We start from the raw sequence: 16175 nt of genomic DNA on the forward strand, positions 1-16175 counted from the left end.
ATTTGACGCGTTTTCTTCCCGCGAACCGGTACCCACTTCGCTCGAAAACTTGCAAGAATCAGTACTTGCGATAGATGCCGATCAGTTTGCCCTGGATCTGGACGCGGTTGGGCGGAAGGATGCGAACCTCGTAAGCTGTGTTCGCGGGCTCGAGCGCGATCGAGGCGCCGCGGCGGCGGAAGCGCTTCAGCGTTGCCTCCTCGTCGTCGATCAAGGCAACCACGATGTCGCCGGTTTCCGCAGTCTCGTTGCGTTGAATCAGCGCCATGTCGCCGTCGAGGATTCCGGCCTCGACCATCGAGTCGCCGCGCACCTCGAGCGCGTAGTGCTCGCCGGAGCCGAGCATGTCGGGCGGCACGCTGATGGTGTGGCTCCGGGTCTGCAGCGCCTCGATCGGTGTGCCGGCCGCGATACGACCCATCACCGGAACGGCGACCGGACGTTCTGCATCGTCGACGACACCGCCGCCGCTCGGGCGGACCTTGCCGAGATTGCCCTCGATGACGCTCGGCGTGAAACCGCGACGGCCGCCGCCGTTACCGGCGACCTCCGGCAGCTTGATGACCTCGATGGCGCGGGCGCGATTGGGCAGGCGGCGGATGAAGCCGCGCTCCTCCAGCGCGGTGATCAGGCGATGGATACCGGACTTCGAGCGCAGATCGAGCGCATCCTTCATTTCATCGAACGAGGGCGGCACGCCGGATTCCTTCAGCCGTTCGTTGATAAAACGCAGGAGTTCGTACTGTTTGCGCGTGAGCATCCCGACCAGTCCCCGATTGATGGTGCCTGCCGTCCGATTCCGGGGCGTCAGGCTTGGAGCCTTATGCCTAGCGGCATGAGTATCCGAAACAAATCATGAACGGACACTATATGTTCGATATGTGTTCCGCAACTGTTTAATTTAACGTCAACAAAGCGAGGTTTTACGACAGCGAGAGCTTAATCACGGCACAGGGCTCGCCTTTACTTGAGGCAGGCGCAAGCGGTGCGCGGACCACGAGTGCTTCCGCTGCCGCGAGATTTCCCATCAGCGAACTGTCCTGATGCCCGACCGGTGTCGCGATCGGCAGCCCGTCGGGCGAGTGCGCGAGCCGGGCGCGCAGATAATCCTGCCGGGCTTGATTGGCGGCGACATCGCTGCCGAGCACCGCTCGTTCAATGCGATGGTGGATATCCTGACGACCCGACAACGCGCGAATCAGCGGCACCATGAACAGGAACGCGCAGATGTAGGAGGAGACGGGGTTGCCGGGCAGGCCGATCACGCGCATCGCGCCGAGCCGTCCGTGCATCATCGGCTTGCCGGGCCGGAGCGCGATCCGCCAGAACGCGATCTCCACGCCTTCGGCCTCCAGCGCGCGCTTGACGAGGTCATGGTCTCCGACCGACGCGCCGCCTGTGGTGACGAGAATGTCGGCGCCGCTCTCGCGGGCGCGGCGGATCGCGGCCCTCGTCGCCTCCATGGTGTCGGCGGCGACGCCGAGGTCGATCGCCTCGGCGCCTTCGCCCCGGGCGAGCGCACGAAGCGCGTAGCCGTTGGATAGGACGATTTGGCCTGGACCGGGCGTCGTGCCCGGCAAAACCAGTTCATCGCCGGTGGCGAGCACGGCTATTTTTGGGCGTCGGTGCACCGGCAGGTCCGGATAGTTCATGCCGGCAGCAAGGGAGAGATGGCGGTCGGTGAGATGGCTGCGGGCGCGCAGCAACACGTCGCCTTCGTGAAAATCGACGCCGGCAGGGCGGATGTTCTTTCCGGCCGCGGTGGCTTCCCTGACGACGACGTCGTCGCCGTCGCGTTCGGTGTCCTCCTGGATCACGACGGTATCGGCGCTGTCCGGCACCACGCCTCCGGTGAAAATCCGCAGAGCTTCGCCGGCCCCCAGCGCCCGCTCGAGCGGCCGTCCCGCGGCGATCTCGCCGATCACATGCAGCCGCGCTGGAATCGTCGCGATGTCCGCCGCGCGCACCGCGTAGCCGTCCATCGCCGACATCGCCACCGGCGGCTGGGTCCGGCGCGAGGGGAGGTCGCGCGCCAGCACCCGGCGATGCGCGGCCTCGAGATCGACCGCTTCTTCCGGAAGCGGTTCGACTCCGGCGAGAACAGCCGCAAGGGCGTCGGCGACTGCCATCAGGGCCATGACCATATTCTCCCAGGTTTCCAGTGGGCCGATTCTAACATTCGTATCCTGTGTGAGCAGGTACCTTTGCGAAGGTTAGAATCAAAGGACCACTAGCAAATATAGATAACTAGAGCGTTTTCGAGCGAAGTGGATACCGGTTCGCGTGAAGAAAACGCGTCAAATCAAAATCATAGAGCCCGCTTCTGATTCCATCAGAAGCGAAAAGGCTCTAGTGGAGTTTTAGACGATGCGCTTCGCGGGCGTAAGTTCATCTACAGAACTTGCGGTCCGCAGACAACGGTGCCGTGAATCGAAACGCCCGAGTGGCGCGTTCGCTCGAGGCCCCGCACGGCTCCAAGGCGGTTTCGGAGGCTCGCTTCCTGCACGGAGTTCATCCGTCGAACGAACTCACGATCCCAAATGACACTTGGATCATGAGGTTGTCCGCGTTTGTTGGTCCAGAATCAAATCGCGACGCGAGGTGTGCGATTCCCGGAATCGGTCAGCGGAACCGTCCGGCGTCGGACCGGTTGTCCCATAAACCGACGGTTTTGTCCGGGGTGGCGCGATTGCCGCCAGTCAGGCGAAGAACCGCCGGGGGAGGAATGCACCGGCAAGCGGTGCACAGGTCGAAGGAGGCACCCATGATGCGGAAGTGGCGGCGCGAATCGATCCTCGATGTCTATAATCTCTTATTAGCGCTGGTCCTGTTTGTAACCCCGTGGTTTCTGGCGCGGGACACCACGACTGTGGACCTCAATCTCTGGGCGAGCAGTGCGGCGATAGGCGCGGTCTCGGTGGCCGCGTTGCTGGCGTTCGCCTGGTGGAAAGAATGGGTCAACCTGCTGCTCGGACTCTGGTTGATAGCCTCGCCATGGCTTTTGGGCTTCGCCCACACCAGCGCTATGCACTTCAGTATCGGTATCGGAGTCGTGGTGGCGTTCTTGTCGGTGCTTGAAATATGGCTCGTCTACGACAAGGAAGACGAACTCCGCAATCCGACGCCGCCCGAGGAGAACCGACCGCTATTGTACTGATGGAGTATCCGTCACGAGGTAGTGGCCGGATTTGCCGCCCTTCTTCTCGACGAGATGAATGCCTTCGATGCGGACGCCGCGTTCGACGGCCTTGATCATGTCGTAGATCGTCAGGCAGGCGACCGAGACCGCGGTGAGGGCTTCCATTTCCACTCCGGTCGGGCCGGAGACCTTGACGCTGGCGCGGACGCGGCAGCCGGGAATCTTTTTATCGGTTTCGATGTCGAGCGTGACCTTCGACAGCGCAAGCGGATGACAGAGCGGGATCAGGTCTGATGTTCGCTTGGCCGCCATGATGCCGGCGATGCGCGCGGTGCCGAGCACGTCGCCCTTCTTGGCGTTGCCGCTCTCGATCAGGGCCAGCGTGGCCTTGGTCATGACGACCTGGCCTTCGGCGACGGCGACGCGCTCGGTCGCCGGCTTTGCCGAGACGTCGACCATCCGCGCCTCGCCTTTGACATCGATATGGGTGAGGGCGGGTTCGTCTTTCACTTTTCCGGACATGCTTGCGGAACTCCAAAAACGGTGTCGTCGCTGCGGACGCAGGGACCCATACGCCGAGAACGCGCGAATGAATACACGTAGTGCGGGCAGGAACAGCACGTCGCTTTGCGAACCTGCTTCGCTTGAAAACGATTTGACGCCCGCTCCTTCACGATCGTCAGGGGTTATGGGTCCCTGCGTTCGCAGGGACGACTTGTGGAGATGATTGTCCGCCCCGCGCCAGCAGCGCGCGGGTTGCGGCGGTAACGTCGGCCTGCCGCATCAGGCTTTCGCCGACGAGGAAGGTAGAGATGCCAACCTGTTCGAGCCGCGCGAGGTCTGCGGCAGCGAAGATACCGCTTTCGCCCACCATCACGCGATCCTTCGGAATATGCGGCGCCAGCGCTTCGCTGGTTTCGAGCGTCGTCTCAAAGGTGCGGAGGTTGCGGTTGTTGACGCCGATCATAGGCGAGCGAAGTTTTAGCGCGCGATCGAGTTCGGCGCGGTTATGGATTTCGAGCAGCGCGTCCATGCCGAGATCGAGCGCAGCCGCCTCGATGTCTTTCGCCGCGGCATCGTCGAGCGCGGCCATGATGATCAGGATGCAGTCGGCCCCATGCGCGCGGGCCTCGACCACCTGATAGGTGTCGAACATGAAGTCCTTGCGCAGCACCGGCAGCGACGTGGCGGTGCGGGCGGCGACCATGAAATCGAGATGGCCCTGAAAGGAGGGCGTGTCGGTCAGGACCGAGAGGCAGGCCGCGCCGCCCGCCTCATAAGCACGGGCCAGCGAAGGCGGATCGAAGTCGGCGCGGATCAGGCCCTTCGAGGGCGAGGCCTTCTTGACCTCGGCGATCAAAGCATAGTCACCGCTGGCGAGTTTTGCGCGGATGGTCTGGACGAAACCGCGCGGCGGAGATGCAGCCTCGGCGGCGGCCAGAACCTCGCTGAGGGAGCGCGCGCGCTTTGCGCTCGCGATCTCCTCGCGCTTGTAGGCTTCGATCTTCGTCAGGATGTCGGCCACGCCACGATCCTCAACCGTTGGAAACCGCAATCAACTGCTTCAGTTTGTTCATCGCGGCACCGCTGTCGAGCGATGTGGTGCCGAACGCGACGCCGTCCTTCAGGGTCTTCGCTTTGCCCGCGACGATCAGGGCCGCGGCCGCGTTGAGCAGCGCGACATCGCGGAAGGCGCCGGGCCTGCCTTCGAGCACCCCGCGCAAGGACGCTGCATTGGCCTCGGCGTCGCCCCCCTTCAACGCATCGCCATGGGCGCGCGACAGTCCGGCGTCCTCCGGCGTCACCTCGAACGAGCGAATGTTGCCGTTCTCGAGCGCGGCCACGAAGGTCGGGCCGGCGAGGGTGATCTCGTCGAGGCCGTCGGAACCGTGCACGACCCATACCGAGTCCGAACCGAGGTTCTTGAGCACTTGCGCCAGCGGCTGCACCCATTGCCGCGAGAACACGCCGACCATCTGCCGCGTCACCCCGGCGGGGTTGGACAGCGGGCCCAGCAGATTGAAGATCGTGCGGGTCGCGAGTTCGACGCGGGTCGGGCCGACGTTCTTCATCGCGGGATGATGCGACGGCGCGAACATGAAGCCGATGCCGGCCTCGTTGACGCAGCGGCCGACCTGTTCGGGCGTGAGGTCGATCTTGATGCCGAGCGCGGCGAGACAATCCGCGGCGCCGGATTTCGAGGATAGCGCGCGGTTGCCGTGCTTGGCGACGGGAACGCCCGCGCCTGCGACGATGAACGACGCACAGGTCGAGACGTTCACCGAGCCGGAGCCGTCGCCGCCGGTGCCGACGACATCGACGGCATCCGCCGGCGCCGTGACCCGCAGCATCTTGGAGCGCATCGCCGCGACCGCGCCGGTGATCTCGTCGACGGTTTCGCCGCGCACGCGCAGCGCCATCAAAAGGCCGCCCATTTGCGAGGGCGTCGCCTCGCCGGACATCATGCTGTCGAACGCGCAGGACGCCTCCTCGCGCGTCAGGGTTGCGCCGGTCGCGACCTTTCCGATCAGGGCCTTGAGATCGTCCATCAGATGCTTTCGAAAAAATGGTGGGGCGCCGTCGATCCCGTCAGTTGTTGTTGGCGCCGGTAATCTGCGCCACCGCCGCCTGATTGACCGTGGTGCCGATCTCGGTTTCGAGTCTGGCAATGTACTGGCCGATGTCCTCATCCGACAGGCTGCGCTGGATGCTGTCCTTCAGCTTTTTCATCTCATCGGAGGCGAGATCGAGCGACGGCACCTTCACGTCAGTGACGCGGAAAACCACCCATTCCTCACCGCCCGCGCCCGGCGCTTGCCCGGCTCCGCCCTTGGCGGTGCGGAAGACGGCGGCGATCACGGCGGCGGGCAGGCCGGCCGCCGTGGCATCGCGCTTGAGAGCGCTCGCGTTCTCGACCTTGAGACCGAGGCCTGCGGCCTCGTCGGCGAGCTTGCCGCCCTGGTCGAGCTTGTGGACCATGTCCGTCGCCTTGGTCATCAGCCGGCTGCTGATCTGCTCGTCCCGCCATCCCGTCTCGACCTTGTCCTTGACCTCGTCGAGGGTGCGGTCGCGCGAGGGCGTGACGCCGAGCACGTCGAACCAGACGAAGCCGTTATCGCCGACTTGCAGCGTCTCGTTGTCGACGCCGACGTCGCTGGCGAACGCCTGCGCGATCAGGTCGACTTGCGGCGGAATCCCGGTGACGGGTTTGCCGTCCGGCGTGCGTCCGGAGCGGTCGACAGCATCGATGGTGACCGCGGTGAGGCCGAGCTTTTTGGCGGCCTCGAGCACGCTCGCGCCGCCGCCGCGCTCGTCCTCCATCTTGTTGTGGAGATCGTTGACCTCGGCGCGCGCGCGATCGACCGCGATGTCGTGCTTCAGTTTCGCGGCGACGCTGTCGTAAGTCGGCTGGTTGCCCGGTTCGATCTTGCCGACCTTGACGAGTGCGACACCGAACCTGCCCTGGATCGGCTGGCTGACCTCGTCGGCCTTCAGCGAGAAGGCGGCTTCGGCGACGGCGGGGTCGATGATCTCGGATTTGGAGATTATGCCGAGGTCGACGTCGGAGGCGGCGAGATTGCGCTCCTTGGCGATGTCGTCGAACGAAGCGCCGCCGGCGATCTTGCTCCGCGCGGCCTGGGCCTCCGTGACGTTGGGGAATACGATTTGCCAGAGCTGCCGCTTTTCGGGCGTGGACAGCTTGTCCTTCTGCTGCTCGTAGGCCTTCTTCGCATCCTCGTCGGACACCGCCGTCGTTTTCGCGATCCCCTCGGGCGTCATCACGACGAATGCGATCTTGCGGAATTCGGGCGCGCGGAACTGCACCTTGTGGGCGTCGAAATAGCTCGCCAGTTGCTCCGGTGTCGGCGGATCGATGGTGCCGGCCTGGGGTACGCCGAGTTTGACATAGTCGATGGTGCGCTGCTCGTTCTGGAAATGGTTCAGCATCTCCAGCAGCGTCTTCGAAGGCTCGACGCCTGCCGCCACCGTACCGGCGATCTCGCGGCGCAGCGTCGTATGCCGCTGCTCAGTGACATAGCGTTGCTCGGTGTACCCCATCTGGCGGATCAGGCCGGCGAAGCGCGCCGGGTCGAAGGCATCGTTGGCGCCCTTGAAATTGGGATCGCTCATGATCTGTCGCCGGATCTCGTCGTCGGATGCATTGAGGCCCTTGCGCCGGGCGTCCTCGTCGAGCGCGGCTTCCGCGATCACCTGCTGCAAAACCTGACGGTCGAGGCCGAGGGCCCTGACCTGATCGGGGCTCAGCGAACGCCCGAACTGGCGCGCGAGCTGCTGCAACCGGTCATTGTAGATCTGGCGGAACTGCTCGGTCGAAATCTCGGTGCTGCCGACCGTGGCCAGGTTCGACTGGCCGAAACCGTGGAAGATATCCGCGATGCCCCAGATGCCGAAGGCTACGATCAGCAGGCCCATCACGATGGACATGAGGATCTTGCCGAGCCAGTTTGATGAGGCGTTGCGTATTCCTCGAAGCATGAGACCGTCTTTTGCAGGAGGGAAGCAGGGCGCACCTGAGCGAAAACCGCGTGAGGGCGTCACCGGGTTGATAACGCATCATAAAGTGGCAGACGCGCCGTCGCAACCTCGGCGGAACGCCGCAGCGGGTGCCGGAGACTGGCCCCGGCCGATAACGTCTGCTAGCAAGGCCTGCAAACTTCGGCGTCGGGATCGCTCGTGCCGAGGGGCGGATTGTTGAAATTATCCATGAGAGATCCATGACCGGGCTGCGACCGCTGATTGCTGGAAACTGGAAGATGAACGGCCTCAAGGCTTCGGCCAGCGAACTCGGCCAGATGATCGCAGGCGCGGGCGGCCCCGCACAAAAGGCCGATCTGCTGATCTGCCCGCCGGCGACGCTGGTGCTTGCCTTTGCGGGAGCGGTTCAGGGATCGCCGCTGCGGATCGGCGCGCAGGATTGCCATCCTAATCCTTCCGGAGCCCATACGGGCGATACGTCCGCCGAGATGTTGGCCGATTCGGGCGCCACCGCCATCATCGTCGGTCACTCCGAGCGTCGCGCCGATCACGGCGAGACCGACGCGCTTGTGCGGCAAAAGGCGGAAGCAGCGTGGCGGGCGGCGTTGATCGCCATCGTCTGCGTCGGTGAAACCCAGGACCAGCGCGATGCCGGTCAGACGCTCGAGGTGGTCGGACGGCAGCTTGCGGGCTCGCTGCCGGATGGCGCGACCGCTGCAAATCTCGTTGTCGCCTACGAGCCGGTCTGGGCCATTGGTACTGGACGCACGCCCACACCAAAAGATGTGCAGGATGTCCATGGGTTTATCAGGGATCAGCTCACACAGCGCTTTAGCGGCGAGGGGGCCAGGATCCGTATTCTCTATGGCGGTTCGGTGAAGCCGTCGAATGCCGCGGAATTGATGGCGGTTCCGAATGTGAACGGAGCGCTGATCGGTGGCGCCAGCCTCAAGGCGACAGATTTCCTTGCGATCGCCGGGGCTGTTGCCTGACCGGTTCAAATCGCGGCGAAGCGCCAGCCTGCGGGGGTGGCAACGTCGCGCCTGATCGTGTAGACACCCGCCCAGTGGAGTGAATTTGACATTCGCAACCTACTTGGCCGCGTGTCCCGGACGCGAATGTCAAATTCGAAACTCCACTAGCAACTTATATTTGCTAGTGGTCCTTCGATTCCGACATTCGCAAGAAGGCTCGCTGAAACGGGATGCGAATGTTGGAATCGGACCACCAGGTTCAAGCCCCGCAAGCTTGTGATTTCCGGCCAGCCGGCGCGCGCTTGTGATGGAAGGCCAGAGATGCACACCGTTGTTATCGTAGTCCACCTGATCATCGTCGCGACGCTGACCGTCATCGTCCTGCTGCAAAAGTCCGAAGGCGGCGGTCTCGGCATGGGCGGCGGCGCCGGATTCATGTCGAGCCGCGGCACCGCGAACCTGCTGACCCGCACCACGGCCTTCCTCGCGGCCGGCTTCTTCGCGACCAGCCTGTTCCTCTCCTGGCTTGCGGGCTACGACCACAAACCGGGTTCGATCCTGGATGGAACACCGGCATCGCAGTCCCAGCCGGCGGGAGGCGCGACGCCGGTCGCTCCGCCGGCCAGCGGCGGCCTTCTCGATTCGCTGAAGCAATCGGAGCAGCAGCCGGCCGCGCCGGCACCCGCGGGTCCGCAGGCGCCTCGCTCGCAATAAAGCAGGGCACCACATGCAGGGCCTGGGTCGCCGTCCTGCATCAGCAGCGCCCGCCAAGAGACTGCAATCGTTGTGACTTTGAAGTCACCCACAGCCCATCAGTGTTTCGGCTGGCGGCTGCGATTGGTTTTGGCGAATCGATACGGGAGCCTTAAAGATTGAGTCCCATGGCGCGCTATATTTTCATCACCGGCGGCGTGGTTTCCTCGCTCGGAAAAGGTCTGGCATCGGCGGCGCTCGGCGCGCTGTTGCAGGCGCGCGGCTATAAGGTCCGCCTTCGCAAGCTCGACCCCTATCTCAACCTCGATCCGGGAACAATGTCGCCCTACCAGCACGGCGAAGTGTTCGTGACCGACGATGGCGCCGAGACCGATCTCGACCTCGGTCATTACGAGCGCTTCACCGGGCGTCCCGCGACCAGGCAGGACAACATCACCACCGGCCGCATCTATCAGGACATCCTGACAAAGGAACGGCGCGGCGATTATCTCGGCGCCACGATCCAGGTCATTCCCCACGTCACCAACGCCATCAAGGACTTCATCCTTGACGGCAACGACGGCTACGACTTCGTGCTGTGCGAGATCGGCGGCACGGTGGGCGACATCGAGGGACTGCCGTTCTTCGAGGCGATCCGGCAGATCAAGAACGATCTTCCGCGCGGTCATGCGGTCTACGTCCACCTGACCCTGCTGCCGTTCATCCCGAGCGCAGGCGAGTTGAAGACCAAGCCCACCCAGCATTCGGTCAAGGAACTGCGCTCGATCGGCATCCAGCCGGATATCCTGTTGTGCCGCACCGACCGTACCATTCCCGCCGAGGAGCGGCGCAAGCTCGGGCTATTCTGCAACGTCCGCGAAAGCGCGGTGATCGAGGCGCGCGACGCCGACAACATCTATGCCGTGCCGGAGGTCTATCACGCCGCAGGCCTCGACGACGAGGTGCTGGCGGCATTCGGCCTTGAGGCGCCGGCGCCGGACCTGCGGAGTTGGCACGAAATCAACGCGCGGGTCCACAACCCGGAAGGGCAGGTGACGATCGCGATCGTCGGCAAGTACACCGGCATGAAGGACGCCTACAAGTCGCTGATCGAGGCGCTGTCCCATGGCGGCATCGCCAACAAGGTGAAGGTCAAGCTCGACTGGATCGAGAGCGAGGTATTCGAGAATGAAGATGCCGCGCCGTTCCTCGAACACGTCGACGGCATCCTGGTGCCGGGCGGATTCGGCCAGCGCGGCGCCGAGGGCAAGATCAAGGCGGCACAGTTCGCCCGCGAACGGCACGTGCCCTATTTCGGCATCTGCTTCGGGATGCAGATGGCCGTGATCGAGGCGGCGCGCAATCTGGTCGGAATCCCGAGCGCCAATTCGACCGAATTCGGCCCCACCAGCGAGCCGCTGGTGGGCCTGATGACGGAATGGCTGCGCGGCAACGAACTGGAGAAGCGCTCCAGGGCCGGCGACCTCGGTGGCACCATGCGGCTCGGCGCCTATCCGGCGGCGCTCAAGCGCGGCAGCCGAGTCTCCGGCATTTACGGCGGCGCGCTGGAGATTTCCGAGCGTCACCGCCATCGCTATGAGGTCAACACCGCCTACAAGGACCGGCTGGAACAGCATGGGCTGCGCTTCTCGGGCCTGTCGCCCGACGGCGTGCTGCCGGAGATCGTCGAATATGAAGATCATCCGTGGTTCATCGGGGTGCAGTATCACCCCGAACTGAAATCGCGGCCGTTCGAGCCGCACCCGCTGTTCGCCTCGTTCATCCAGGCCGCGGTGGTGCAGAGCCGGCTGGTTTAAGCCGGCAAGACAGGCGGCGGGTGTTGCCGTGCTGCATATGAGTTCCGCAAGATTCTCCGGCGTCGCCCCGGCGCAACCCTCGTATTCGAAGCCGTACGGCGGGTTGATCCCGCCGCCGCTGCCCGGCATGGTCGGTCAGCAAAGGAAGTCGCCTTGAACCAGTCCGTCTCCGCAGCGCCCGTCGTCTCCGCCGGCTCCGTGACTTTCGGCCAGGACCGGCCGCTGTCGATCATCGCCGGTCCGTGCCAGATGGAAAGCCGGGCCCATGCGCTCGAGGTGGCCGGCGCGCTGAAGGAGATCGCCGCGCGCCTGAACATCGGTCTCGTCTTCAAGACCTCGTTCGACAAGGCCAACCGCACCAGCGCGTCGGGCGCGCGGGGGCTCGGGTTGAAGCAGGCGCTGCCGGTTTTCGCGGAGATCGGGTCGTCGCTCGGATTGCCCGTGCTCACCGACGTCCATGAGGCCGCGCAATGTACCGAGGTCGCGCAGGCGGTCGATGTGCTGCAGATACCTGCATTCCTGTGCCGGCAGACCGACTTGCTGCTGGCGGCGGCGGCGACGGGTAAGGTCGTCAACGTCAAGAAGGGACAGTTCCTCGCGCCGTGGGACATGGCGAACGTGGTTGCCAAGATCACTGGCGGCGGCAACCCCAACGTGCTGGTCACCGAGCGCGGCGCGTCGTTCGGCTACAACACGCTGGTTTCGGACATGCGCTCGCTACCGATCCTCGCGCGCACCACCGGCGCGCCCGTCATCTTCGACGCCACCCATTCGGTGCAGCAACCGGGCGGCAATGGCACCTCAAGTGGCGGCGAGCGCGAATTCGTGCCGGTGCTGGCGCGCGCGGCGGTCGCGGTCGGCGTCGCCGGCGTGTTCATCGAGACACATCCCGATCCGGACCATGCGCCGTCGGACGGTCCCAACATGGTGCCGCTGCGCGAGTTCGAGGCGCTGGTGCGAAGGCTGATGGCGTTCGATGCGCTCGCAAAGGCGGCCGATCCGGCCCTCCCAAAATGACATCGGTCACGTCGGTGGCGGCTGGAAAGCACAAATTGCCGCCGCTGCTGAACATCATCGCCCTGGCCACCTTCGCAGCGAGCCTGTCGACGCGCGCGATGGACCCGGTGCTGCCGCATGTCGCCGACGATCTGTCGGTGACGGTCGCAACCGCCGCCGGCCTGTCGGCGGTCACCGCCTTCTCGTTTGCCACCGTGCAGCCGCTGATCGGCGCGGCCGCCGATATCTTCGGCAAGGGGCGGCTGATGCTGGTGTGCCTGGTGCTGCTCGGCATCGCGAACGTTGCCGGCGCGCTGTGCACGTCCTACAGCGCGCTGTTCGTGACGCGTATCTTCGCCGGGATCGCATCGGGTGGCGTTTTTCCGGTCGCGCTCGGCATGGCGAGCGACCTCGTTCCGGCGTCACAACGGCAGGTGGCGATCGGCAGGACGATCGCGGGAACGGTGAGCGGCAATCTGCTTGGCGCCTCATTTTCCGGCGTGATCGGCGATCTGGTCGGCTGGCGCGGCGTGCTTGTCGTGCTCGGAGTGCTGGTTCTGGCCGCTTCGATCGCCGTCGGGTCTGGCTTCCGCCGTGGCAATGCGATCGCAACCTCGCGGCCGATGAAGTTCACCGATCTGCGGCATGGCTACCGACAGATCTTCAGCAATCCCAACGCCAGGGTCTGCTACTCCGCCGTTTTCATCGAAGGCTGCTGCGTGCTTGGACTGTTTCCCTACGTCGCGGCGTTTCTGTTCGAACTCGGCGAAACCCGGCTTTCGGTCGCGGGTATCGTCATCGCCGGATTTGCCGTCGGCGGGCTGTTCTACACCATGACGGTGTCGCGGTTGCTGTCGCTGCTCGGCGTACGCGGCATGATGATATCAGGCGCGATGCTGGTGGCGGCGCAGATCGTCGCGGTCGGTTTCGGCCCGGACTGGCGTATCCAGATGCTCAGCTTCATCGCGATGGGTTGGGGCTTCTACATGCTGCACGGCTGCCTGCAGGTATTCGCCAGCGAACTGTCCGAGCAGGCGCGGGCGACCGCGCTGTCGCTGCATTCGTTCTTCTTCTACATGGGACAGACGGCCGGTCCGATCGCCTATGGCGTGAGCCTTTCCTGGGGCGGAAAATTTCCGACCCTTGCTGCAAACGCCGTCGTCATCATGATTCTCGGATTGGTCTGTGCGCGGCTGCTGGTCGGGAAGGCCGGATCGCGCGCGGCATAATTTTCGATCCGCTAAGAAGACCTTAATGCGACGGTAACCATATTTATCTGATGATCTCTCGAAAGATTTGCGGAGATCATGGATAATGATGTCGCCGGGATTGTTAGGTTTGGCCGCCCTAGCGACAATCGCCTTTCCTTTATCCGCTTTCGCGACAGAGCAGGGCTTCTTCGCTGGACTGGATGTGTCCGGGGGAGCGGCATTCGGATCGTCTCGCACAACCAATGGCGGCGCGCCTTTTGCCGGAGGCGGTGTCGTCGGCAACGTGAAGTTGGGCGAGGTCGTGGGCGTTGGTGGCCATGTAGGCTATCGGTTTGATCCAGCCATGTCAGCTTTCATCAGCTATCAGCATAGCCGGGGCGATATTGGCTGGGAGGCGAATTTCCCGCTGTACGGGGTTTCGTCAAGGTTCGAAGGTGAGGCAATCAGCAATGCGATTCTGGGCAATGTTGCGTATGAATTTCCTCTGTCGGATGCGACGTCCATAAGGACCACCGCAGGTCTCGGAATGACATTCAATACACTGTCCCAAGTGGTCGAAACGGATAAGCCGACAGGGATTTTCGTTGCCGATCTGGCCAATCACACCAAGATCGGCGCCGCAGCACAGGTTGGGCTGGGACTCCGGCACAAGATCGCTTCGAATGTCGTGGTGGGCTTGGACGGCTTGATCGCCTACGCCGATGGATTTGAAACGGGCAACGCAAGAAGCGGCAATCTGGGGATCACCGATATCAATCCCTACAGGATCGATGATGTTTGGCGTGCCACACTCAGTGCTTCGATAAAGGTAGATTTCTGACGGCGATGAAACGCCTGTCAGCCTCGTCCCCGATAGGCCGGGACGCTCTGGTCGGGAATCCAGACGCCCTTCGGCACCGTGCCGGTCTGCCAGAACACGTCGATGGGAATGCCGCCGCGCGGATACCAGTAGCCGCCGATGCGCAGCCATTTCGGCCTGACCGCGGTCGCGATGCGCTTGCCGATCGCCACCGTGCAGTCTTCGTGAAAGGCGCCGTGATTGCGGAAACTGGCAAGATAGAGCTTGAGCGATTTCGACTCCAGCAGCCACGATCCCGGCACATAGTCGATCACGAGATGGGCAAAGTCCGGCTGGCCGGTGACCGGGCACAGCGTGGTGAACTCCGGCGCCGTGAACCGCGCGACATAGTTGGTGCCCTTCTGCGGATTGGGCACGCGGTCCAGTTTCGCCTCCTCCGGTGAACCCGGCCAAGCCACGGCGCGGCCGAGTTGCAGAGCGGACGTTTTTGGCGAAGAGGGAAGCTTTCTTGGCATGATCGTCTCTAAACATTTTTAAAGGGCGCATGATCTTTTCGCCAAACCGCTCACACTGTGGCGGATCATGCTGCTGATAGCCAATCCTGACGGATACGTCACGCAGGCGTCATGATTCACGGCCTTTCGCGCGCGCAAGCATTGCTGTAGAAGCAGCGCAAAATCCAGTGATTCAAGAGGTTCTTATGACTGCCATCGTCGACATCATCGGCCGCGAAATTCTCGACAGCCGCGGTAATCCGACCGTCGAGGTCGACGTGGCGCTCGAAGACGGCGCGATGGGCCGCGCGGCGGTACCCTCGGGCGCCTCTACCGGCGCACACGAGGCGGTCGAACTGCGCGACGACGATCAAACCCGCTATTTCGGCAAGGGCGTGCGGAAGGCGGTCGATGCCATCAACGGCGAGATTTTCGACGCTATCGGGGGCATGGACGCCGAGCAGCAGGCGCAGATCGACGAGATCCTGATCGGGCTCGACGGGACCGCGAACAAGAGCCGGCTCGGCGCCAACGCGATTCTCGGCGTGTCGCTGGCGCTCGCCAGGGCGGCGGCGGATTCTCTCGACATGCCGCTGTATCGCTATGTCGGCGGCGTCTCGGCGCGGACGCTGCCGGTGCCGATGATGAATATCGTCAACGGCGGCGTGCATGCCGACAATCCGATCGACTTCCAGGAATTCATGATCATGCCGGTCGGCGCCAAAACCTTCTCGGAGGGCCTGCGCTGCGGTTCGGAAATCTTTCACACCCTGAGGGCCGAGCTGAAGAAGGCCGGCCACAACACCAACGTCGGAGACGAGGGCGGTTTTGCACCGAACCTGCCCTCGGCCAGCGCGGCGCTCGATTTCATCATGGGGGCGATCGTCAAGGCCGGTTACAAGCCGGGCGATGACGTCGCGCTGGCGCTCGATCCTGCCGCAAGCGAGTTCTTCAAGGACGGCAAGTATGTTTATGCAGGCGAGGGGAAGACCCGTTCGATTGAGGAGCAGGCCAGATATCTCGCCAAGCTGGCGTCGGACTACCCGATCGTCTCGATCGAGGACGGCATGGCCGAGGACGATTTCGAGGGCTGGAAGCTCCTCACCGACCTGATCGGCAAGTCGTGTCAGCTCGTCGGCGACGACCTGTTCGTCACCAACGTGACGCGGCTTGCCGACGGCATCGGGAAGGGCCTCGCCAATTCCATCCTCATCAAGGTCAACCAGATTGGCACGTTGACCGAGACCTTGGCCGCCGTCGAGATGGCCTACAAGGCCGGCTACACCGCCGTGATGTCGCACCGCTCCGGCGAGACGGAGGATTCCACCATTGCCGACCTCGCGGTTGCCACCAATTGCGGGCAGATCAAGACCGGGTCGCTGTCGCGTTCTGACCGCGCCGCCAAATACAACCAGTTGCTGCGCATCGAGCAGCAGCTTGGTGCTCAGGCGAGGTACGGAGGCCGCGCGGCGCTGAAGGCGCTGGCGTAACGCGGGCTATCAAGCGGACTTACAAACAACCGGCCGGGGCGTGGGGATTTCCGCGCACCGACCAA

Annotated in this window: 15 protein-coding genes; 8 read left to right on the forward strand and 7 right to left on the reverse strand. The window is 63.8% G+C overall.

Features of this window, described 5'->3' with window-relative positions:
• Positions 1–58: 58 nt before the first annotated feature.
• Both lexA and NHAM_RS08845 read right to left on the reverse strand, forming a co-directional pair.
• Positions 59–760 carry a transcriptional repressor LexA gene (lexA, locus tag NHAM_RS08840; protein ID WP_011510226.1) on the reverse strand — a complete coding sequence of 234 codons (702 nt, stop codon included), beginning with the start codon at positions 758–760 and terminating at the stop codon, positions 59–61.
• 163 nt (positions 761–923) lie between these two features.
• Entirely contained in the window at positions 924–2138 is a 1215-nt protein-coding gene (locus tag NHAM_RS08845; RefSeq protein WP_011510227.1) for a molybdopterin molybdotransferase MoeA, read from the reverse strand.
• 626 nt (positions 2139–2764) lie between these two features.
• Between NHAM_RS08845 and NHAM_RS08850 the strand changes: the two genes are divergently transcribed.
• Positions 2765–3157, forward strand: a complete 393-nt coding sequence (locus NHAM_RS08850) for an SPW repeat protein (protein ID WP_011510228.1) — start codon at positions 2765–2767, stop codon at positions 3155–3157.
• Here the strand turns inward: NHAM_RS08850 and moaC are convergent.
• The 4 genes from moaC to NHAM_RS08870 all read right to left on the reverse strand — a co-directional run bounded on the left by moaC (position 3146) and on the right by NHAM_RS08870 (position 7636).
• Positions 3146–3661, reverse strand: a complete 516-nt coding sequence (gene moaC / locus NHAM_RS08855; protein WP_011510229.1) for a cyclic pyranopterin monophosphate synthase MoaC — start codon at positions 3659–3661, stop codon at positions 3146–3148. The two genes, NHAM_RS08850 and moaC, sit on opposite strands and share 12 nt — an antisense overlap.
• A 157-nt stretch (positions 3662–3818) precedes the next feature.
• Positions 3819–4664, reverse strand: coding sequence for an indole-3-glycerol phosphate synthase TrpC (trpC, locus tag NHAM_RS08860; protein WP_011510230.1), 846 nt, complete (start codon positions 4662–4664; stop codon positions 3819–3821).
• Between the two features lie 10 nt (positions 4665–4674).
• The gene (gene trpD, locus NHAM_RS08865; protein WP_011510231.1) at positions 4675–5688 is read right to left on the reverse strand and encodes an anthranilate phosphoribosyltransferase; all 1014 of its coding nucleotides are present in this window, start codon (positions 5686–5688) and stop codon (positions 4675–4677) included.
• 40 nt (positions 5689–5728) lie between these two features.
• Positions 5729–7636, reverse strand: a complete 1908-nt coding sequence (locus NHAM_RS08870; RefSeq protein WP_011510232.1) for a peptidylprolyl isomerase — start codon at positions 7634–7636, stop codon at positions 5729–5731.
• A gap of 239 nt (positions 7637–7875) precedes the next feature.
• Here NHAM_RS08870 and tpiA point away from each other — a divergent pair, with 239 nt between their 5' ends.
• From tpiA to NHAM_RS08900, 6 genes are all read left to right on the forward strand, one after another.
• Positions 7876–8628: a triose-phosphate isomerase gene (gene tpiA / locus NHAM_RS08875; RefSeq protein ID WP_011510233.1), complete on the forward strand. Its 753-nt coding sequence runs from the start codon at positions 7876–7878 to the stop codon at positions 8626–8628.
• A 303-nt stretch (positions 8629–8931) separates the two neighbouring features.
• On the forward strand, positions 8932–9324 hold the full coding sequence (gene secG, locus NHAM_RS08880; protein ID WP_011510234.1) for a preprotein translocase subunit SecG: 393 nt from the start codon (positions 8932–8934) through the stop codon (positions 9322–9324).
• Between the two features lie 167 nt (positions 9325–9491).
• Positions 9492–11120 carry a CTP synthase gene (locus NHAM_RS08885; RefSeq protein WP_041357871.1) on the forward strand — a complete coding sequence of 543 codons (1629 nt, stop codon included), beginning with the start codon at positions 9492–9494 and terminating at the stop codon, positions 11118–11120.
• Between the two features lie 153 nt (positions 11121–11273).
• A complete protein-coding gene (gene kdsA / locus NHAM_RS08890) occupies positions 11274–12137 on the forward strand; it encodes a 3-deoxy-8-phosphooctulonate synthase (RefSeq protein WP_011510236.1) in 864 nt (287 codons plus the stop codon).
• On the forward strand, positions 12134–13345 hold the full coding sequence (locus NHAM_RS08895; protein ID WP_011510237.1) for an MFS transporter: 1212 nt from the start codon (positions 12134–12136) through the stop codon (positions 13343–13345). Before kdsA ends, NHAM_RS08895 begins: the two co-directional genes overlap by 4 nt.
• 85 nt (positions 13346–13430) lie before the next feature.
• The gene (locus NHAM_RS08900) at positions 13431–14147 is read left to right on the forward strand and encodes an outer membrane beta-barrel protein (protein WP_011510238.1); all 717 of its coding nucleotides are present in this window, start codon (positions 13431–13433) and stop codon (positions 14145–14147) included.
• A gap of 17 nt (positions 14148–14164) precedes the next feature.
• Here the strand turns inward: NHAM_RS08900 and queF are convergent, their stop codons facing one another.
• On the reverse strand, positions 14165–14641 hold the full coding sequence (gene queF / locus NHAM_RS08905) for a preQ(1) synthase (protein WP_011510239.1): 477 nt from the start codon (positions 14639–14641) through the stop codon (positions 14165–14167).
• A gap of 185 nt (positions 14642–14826) precedes the next feature.
• Here queF and eno point away from each other — a divergent pair, with 185 nt between their 5' ends.
• The gene (gene eno / locus NHAM_RS08910) at positions 14827–16110 is read left to right on the forward strand and encodes a phosphopyruvate hydratase (RefSeq protein WP_011510240.1); all 1284 of its coding nucleotides are present in this window, start codon (positions 14827–14829) and stop codon (positions 16108–16110) included.
• The last annotated feature ends 65 nt before the right edge of the window (positions 16111–16175 follow it).

Origin of the sequence: Nitrobacter hamburgensis X14, assembly GCF_000013885.1 — a bacterium.
Classification (GTDB): domain Bacteria; phylum Pseudomonadota; class Alphaproteobacteria; order Rhizobiales; family Xanthobacteraceae; genus Nitrobacter; species Nitrobacter hamburgensis.

Excerpts from the sequence above, each read along its gene's own strand:
- lexA (WP_011510226.1), bottom strand. The coding sequence starts at position 760 with ATGCTCACGCGCAAACAGTACGAACTCCTGCGTTTTATCAACGAACGG.
- NHAM_RS08845 (WP_011510227.1), bottom strand. The coding sequence starts at position 2,138 with ATGGCCCTGATGGCAGTCGCCGACGCCCTTGCGGCTGTTCTCGCCGGA.
- NHAM_RS08850 (WP_011510228.1), top strand. The coding sequence starts at position 2,765 with ATGATGCGGAAGTGGCGGCGCGAATCGATCCTCGATGTCTATAATCTC.
- moaC (WP_011510229.1), bottom strand. The coding sequence starts at position 3,661 with ATGTCCGGAAAAGTGAAAGACGAACCCGCCCTCACCCATATCGATGTC.
- trpD (WP_011510231.1), bottom strand. The coding sequence starts at position 5,688 with ATGGACGATCTCAAGGCCCTGATCGGAAAGGTCGCGACCGGCGCAACC.
- NHAM_RS08870 (WP_011510232.1), bottom strand. The coding sequence starts at position 7,636 with ATGCTTCGAGGAATACGCAACGCCTCATCAAACTGGCTCGGCAAGATC.
- tpiA (WP_011510233.1), top strand. The coding sequence starts at position 7,876 with ATGACCGGGCTGCGACCGCTGATTGCTGGAAACTGGAAGATGAACGGC.
- secG (WP_011510234.1), top strand. The coding sequence starts at position 8,932 with ATGCACACCGTTGTTATCGTAGTCCACCTGATCATCGTCGCGACGCTG.
- NHAM_RS08885 (WP_041357871.1), top strand. The coding sequence starts at position 9,492 with ATGGCGCGCTATATTTTCATCACCGGCGGCGTGGTTTCCTCGCTCGGA.
- NHAM_RS08895 (WP_011510237.1), top strand. The coding sequence starts at position 12,134 with ATGACATCGGTCACGTCGGTGGCGGCTGGAAAGCACAAATTGCCGCCG.
- NHAM_RS08900 (WP_011510238.1), top strand. The coding sequence starts at position 13,431 with ATGATGTCGCCGGGATTGTTAGGTTTGGCCGCCCTAGCGACAATCGCC.
- queF (WP_011510239.1), bottom strand. The coding sequence starts at position 14,641 with ATGCCAAGAAAGCTTCCCTCTTCGCCAAAAACGTCCGCTCTGCAACTC.
- eno (WP_011510240.1), top strand. The coding sequence starts at position 14,827 with ATGACTGCCATCGTCGACATCATCGGCCGCGAAATTCTCGACAGCCGC.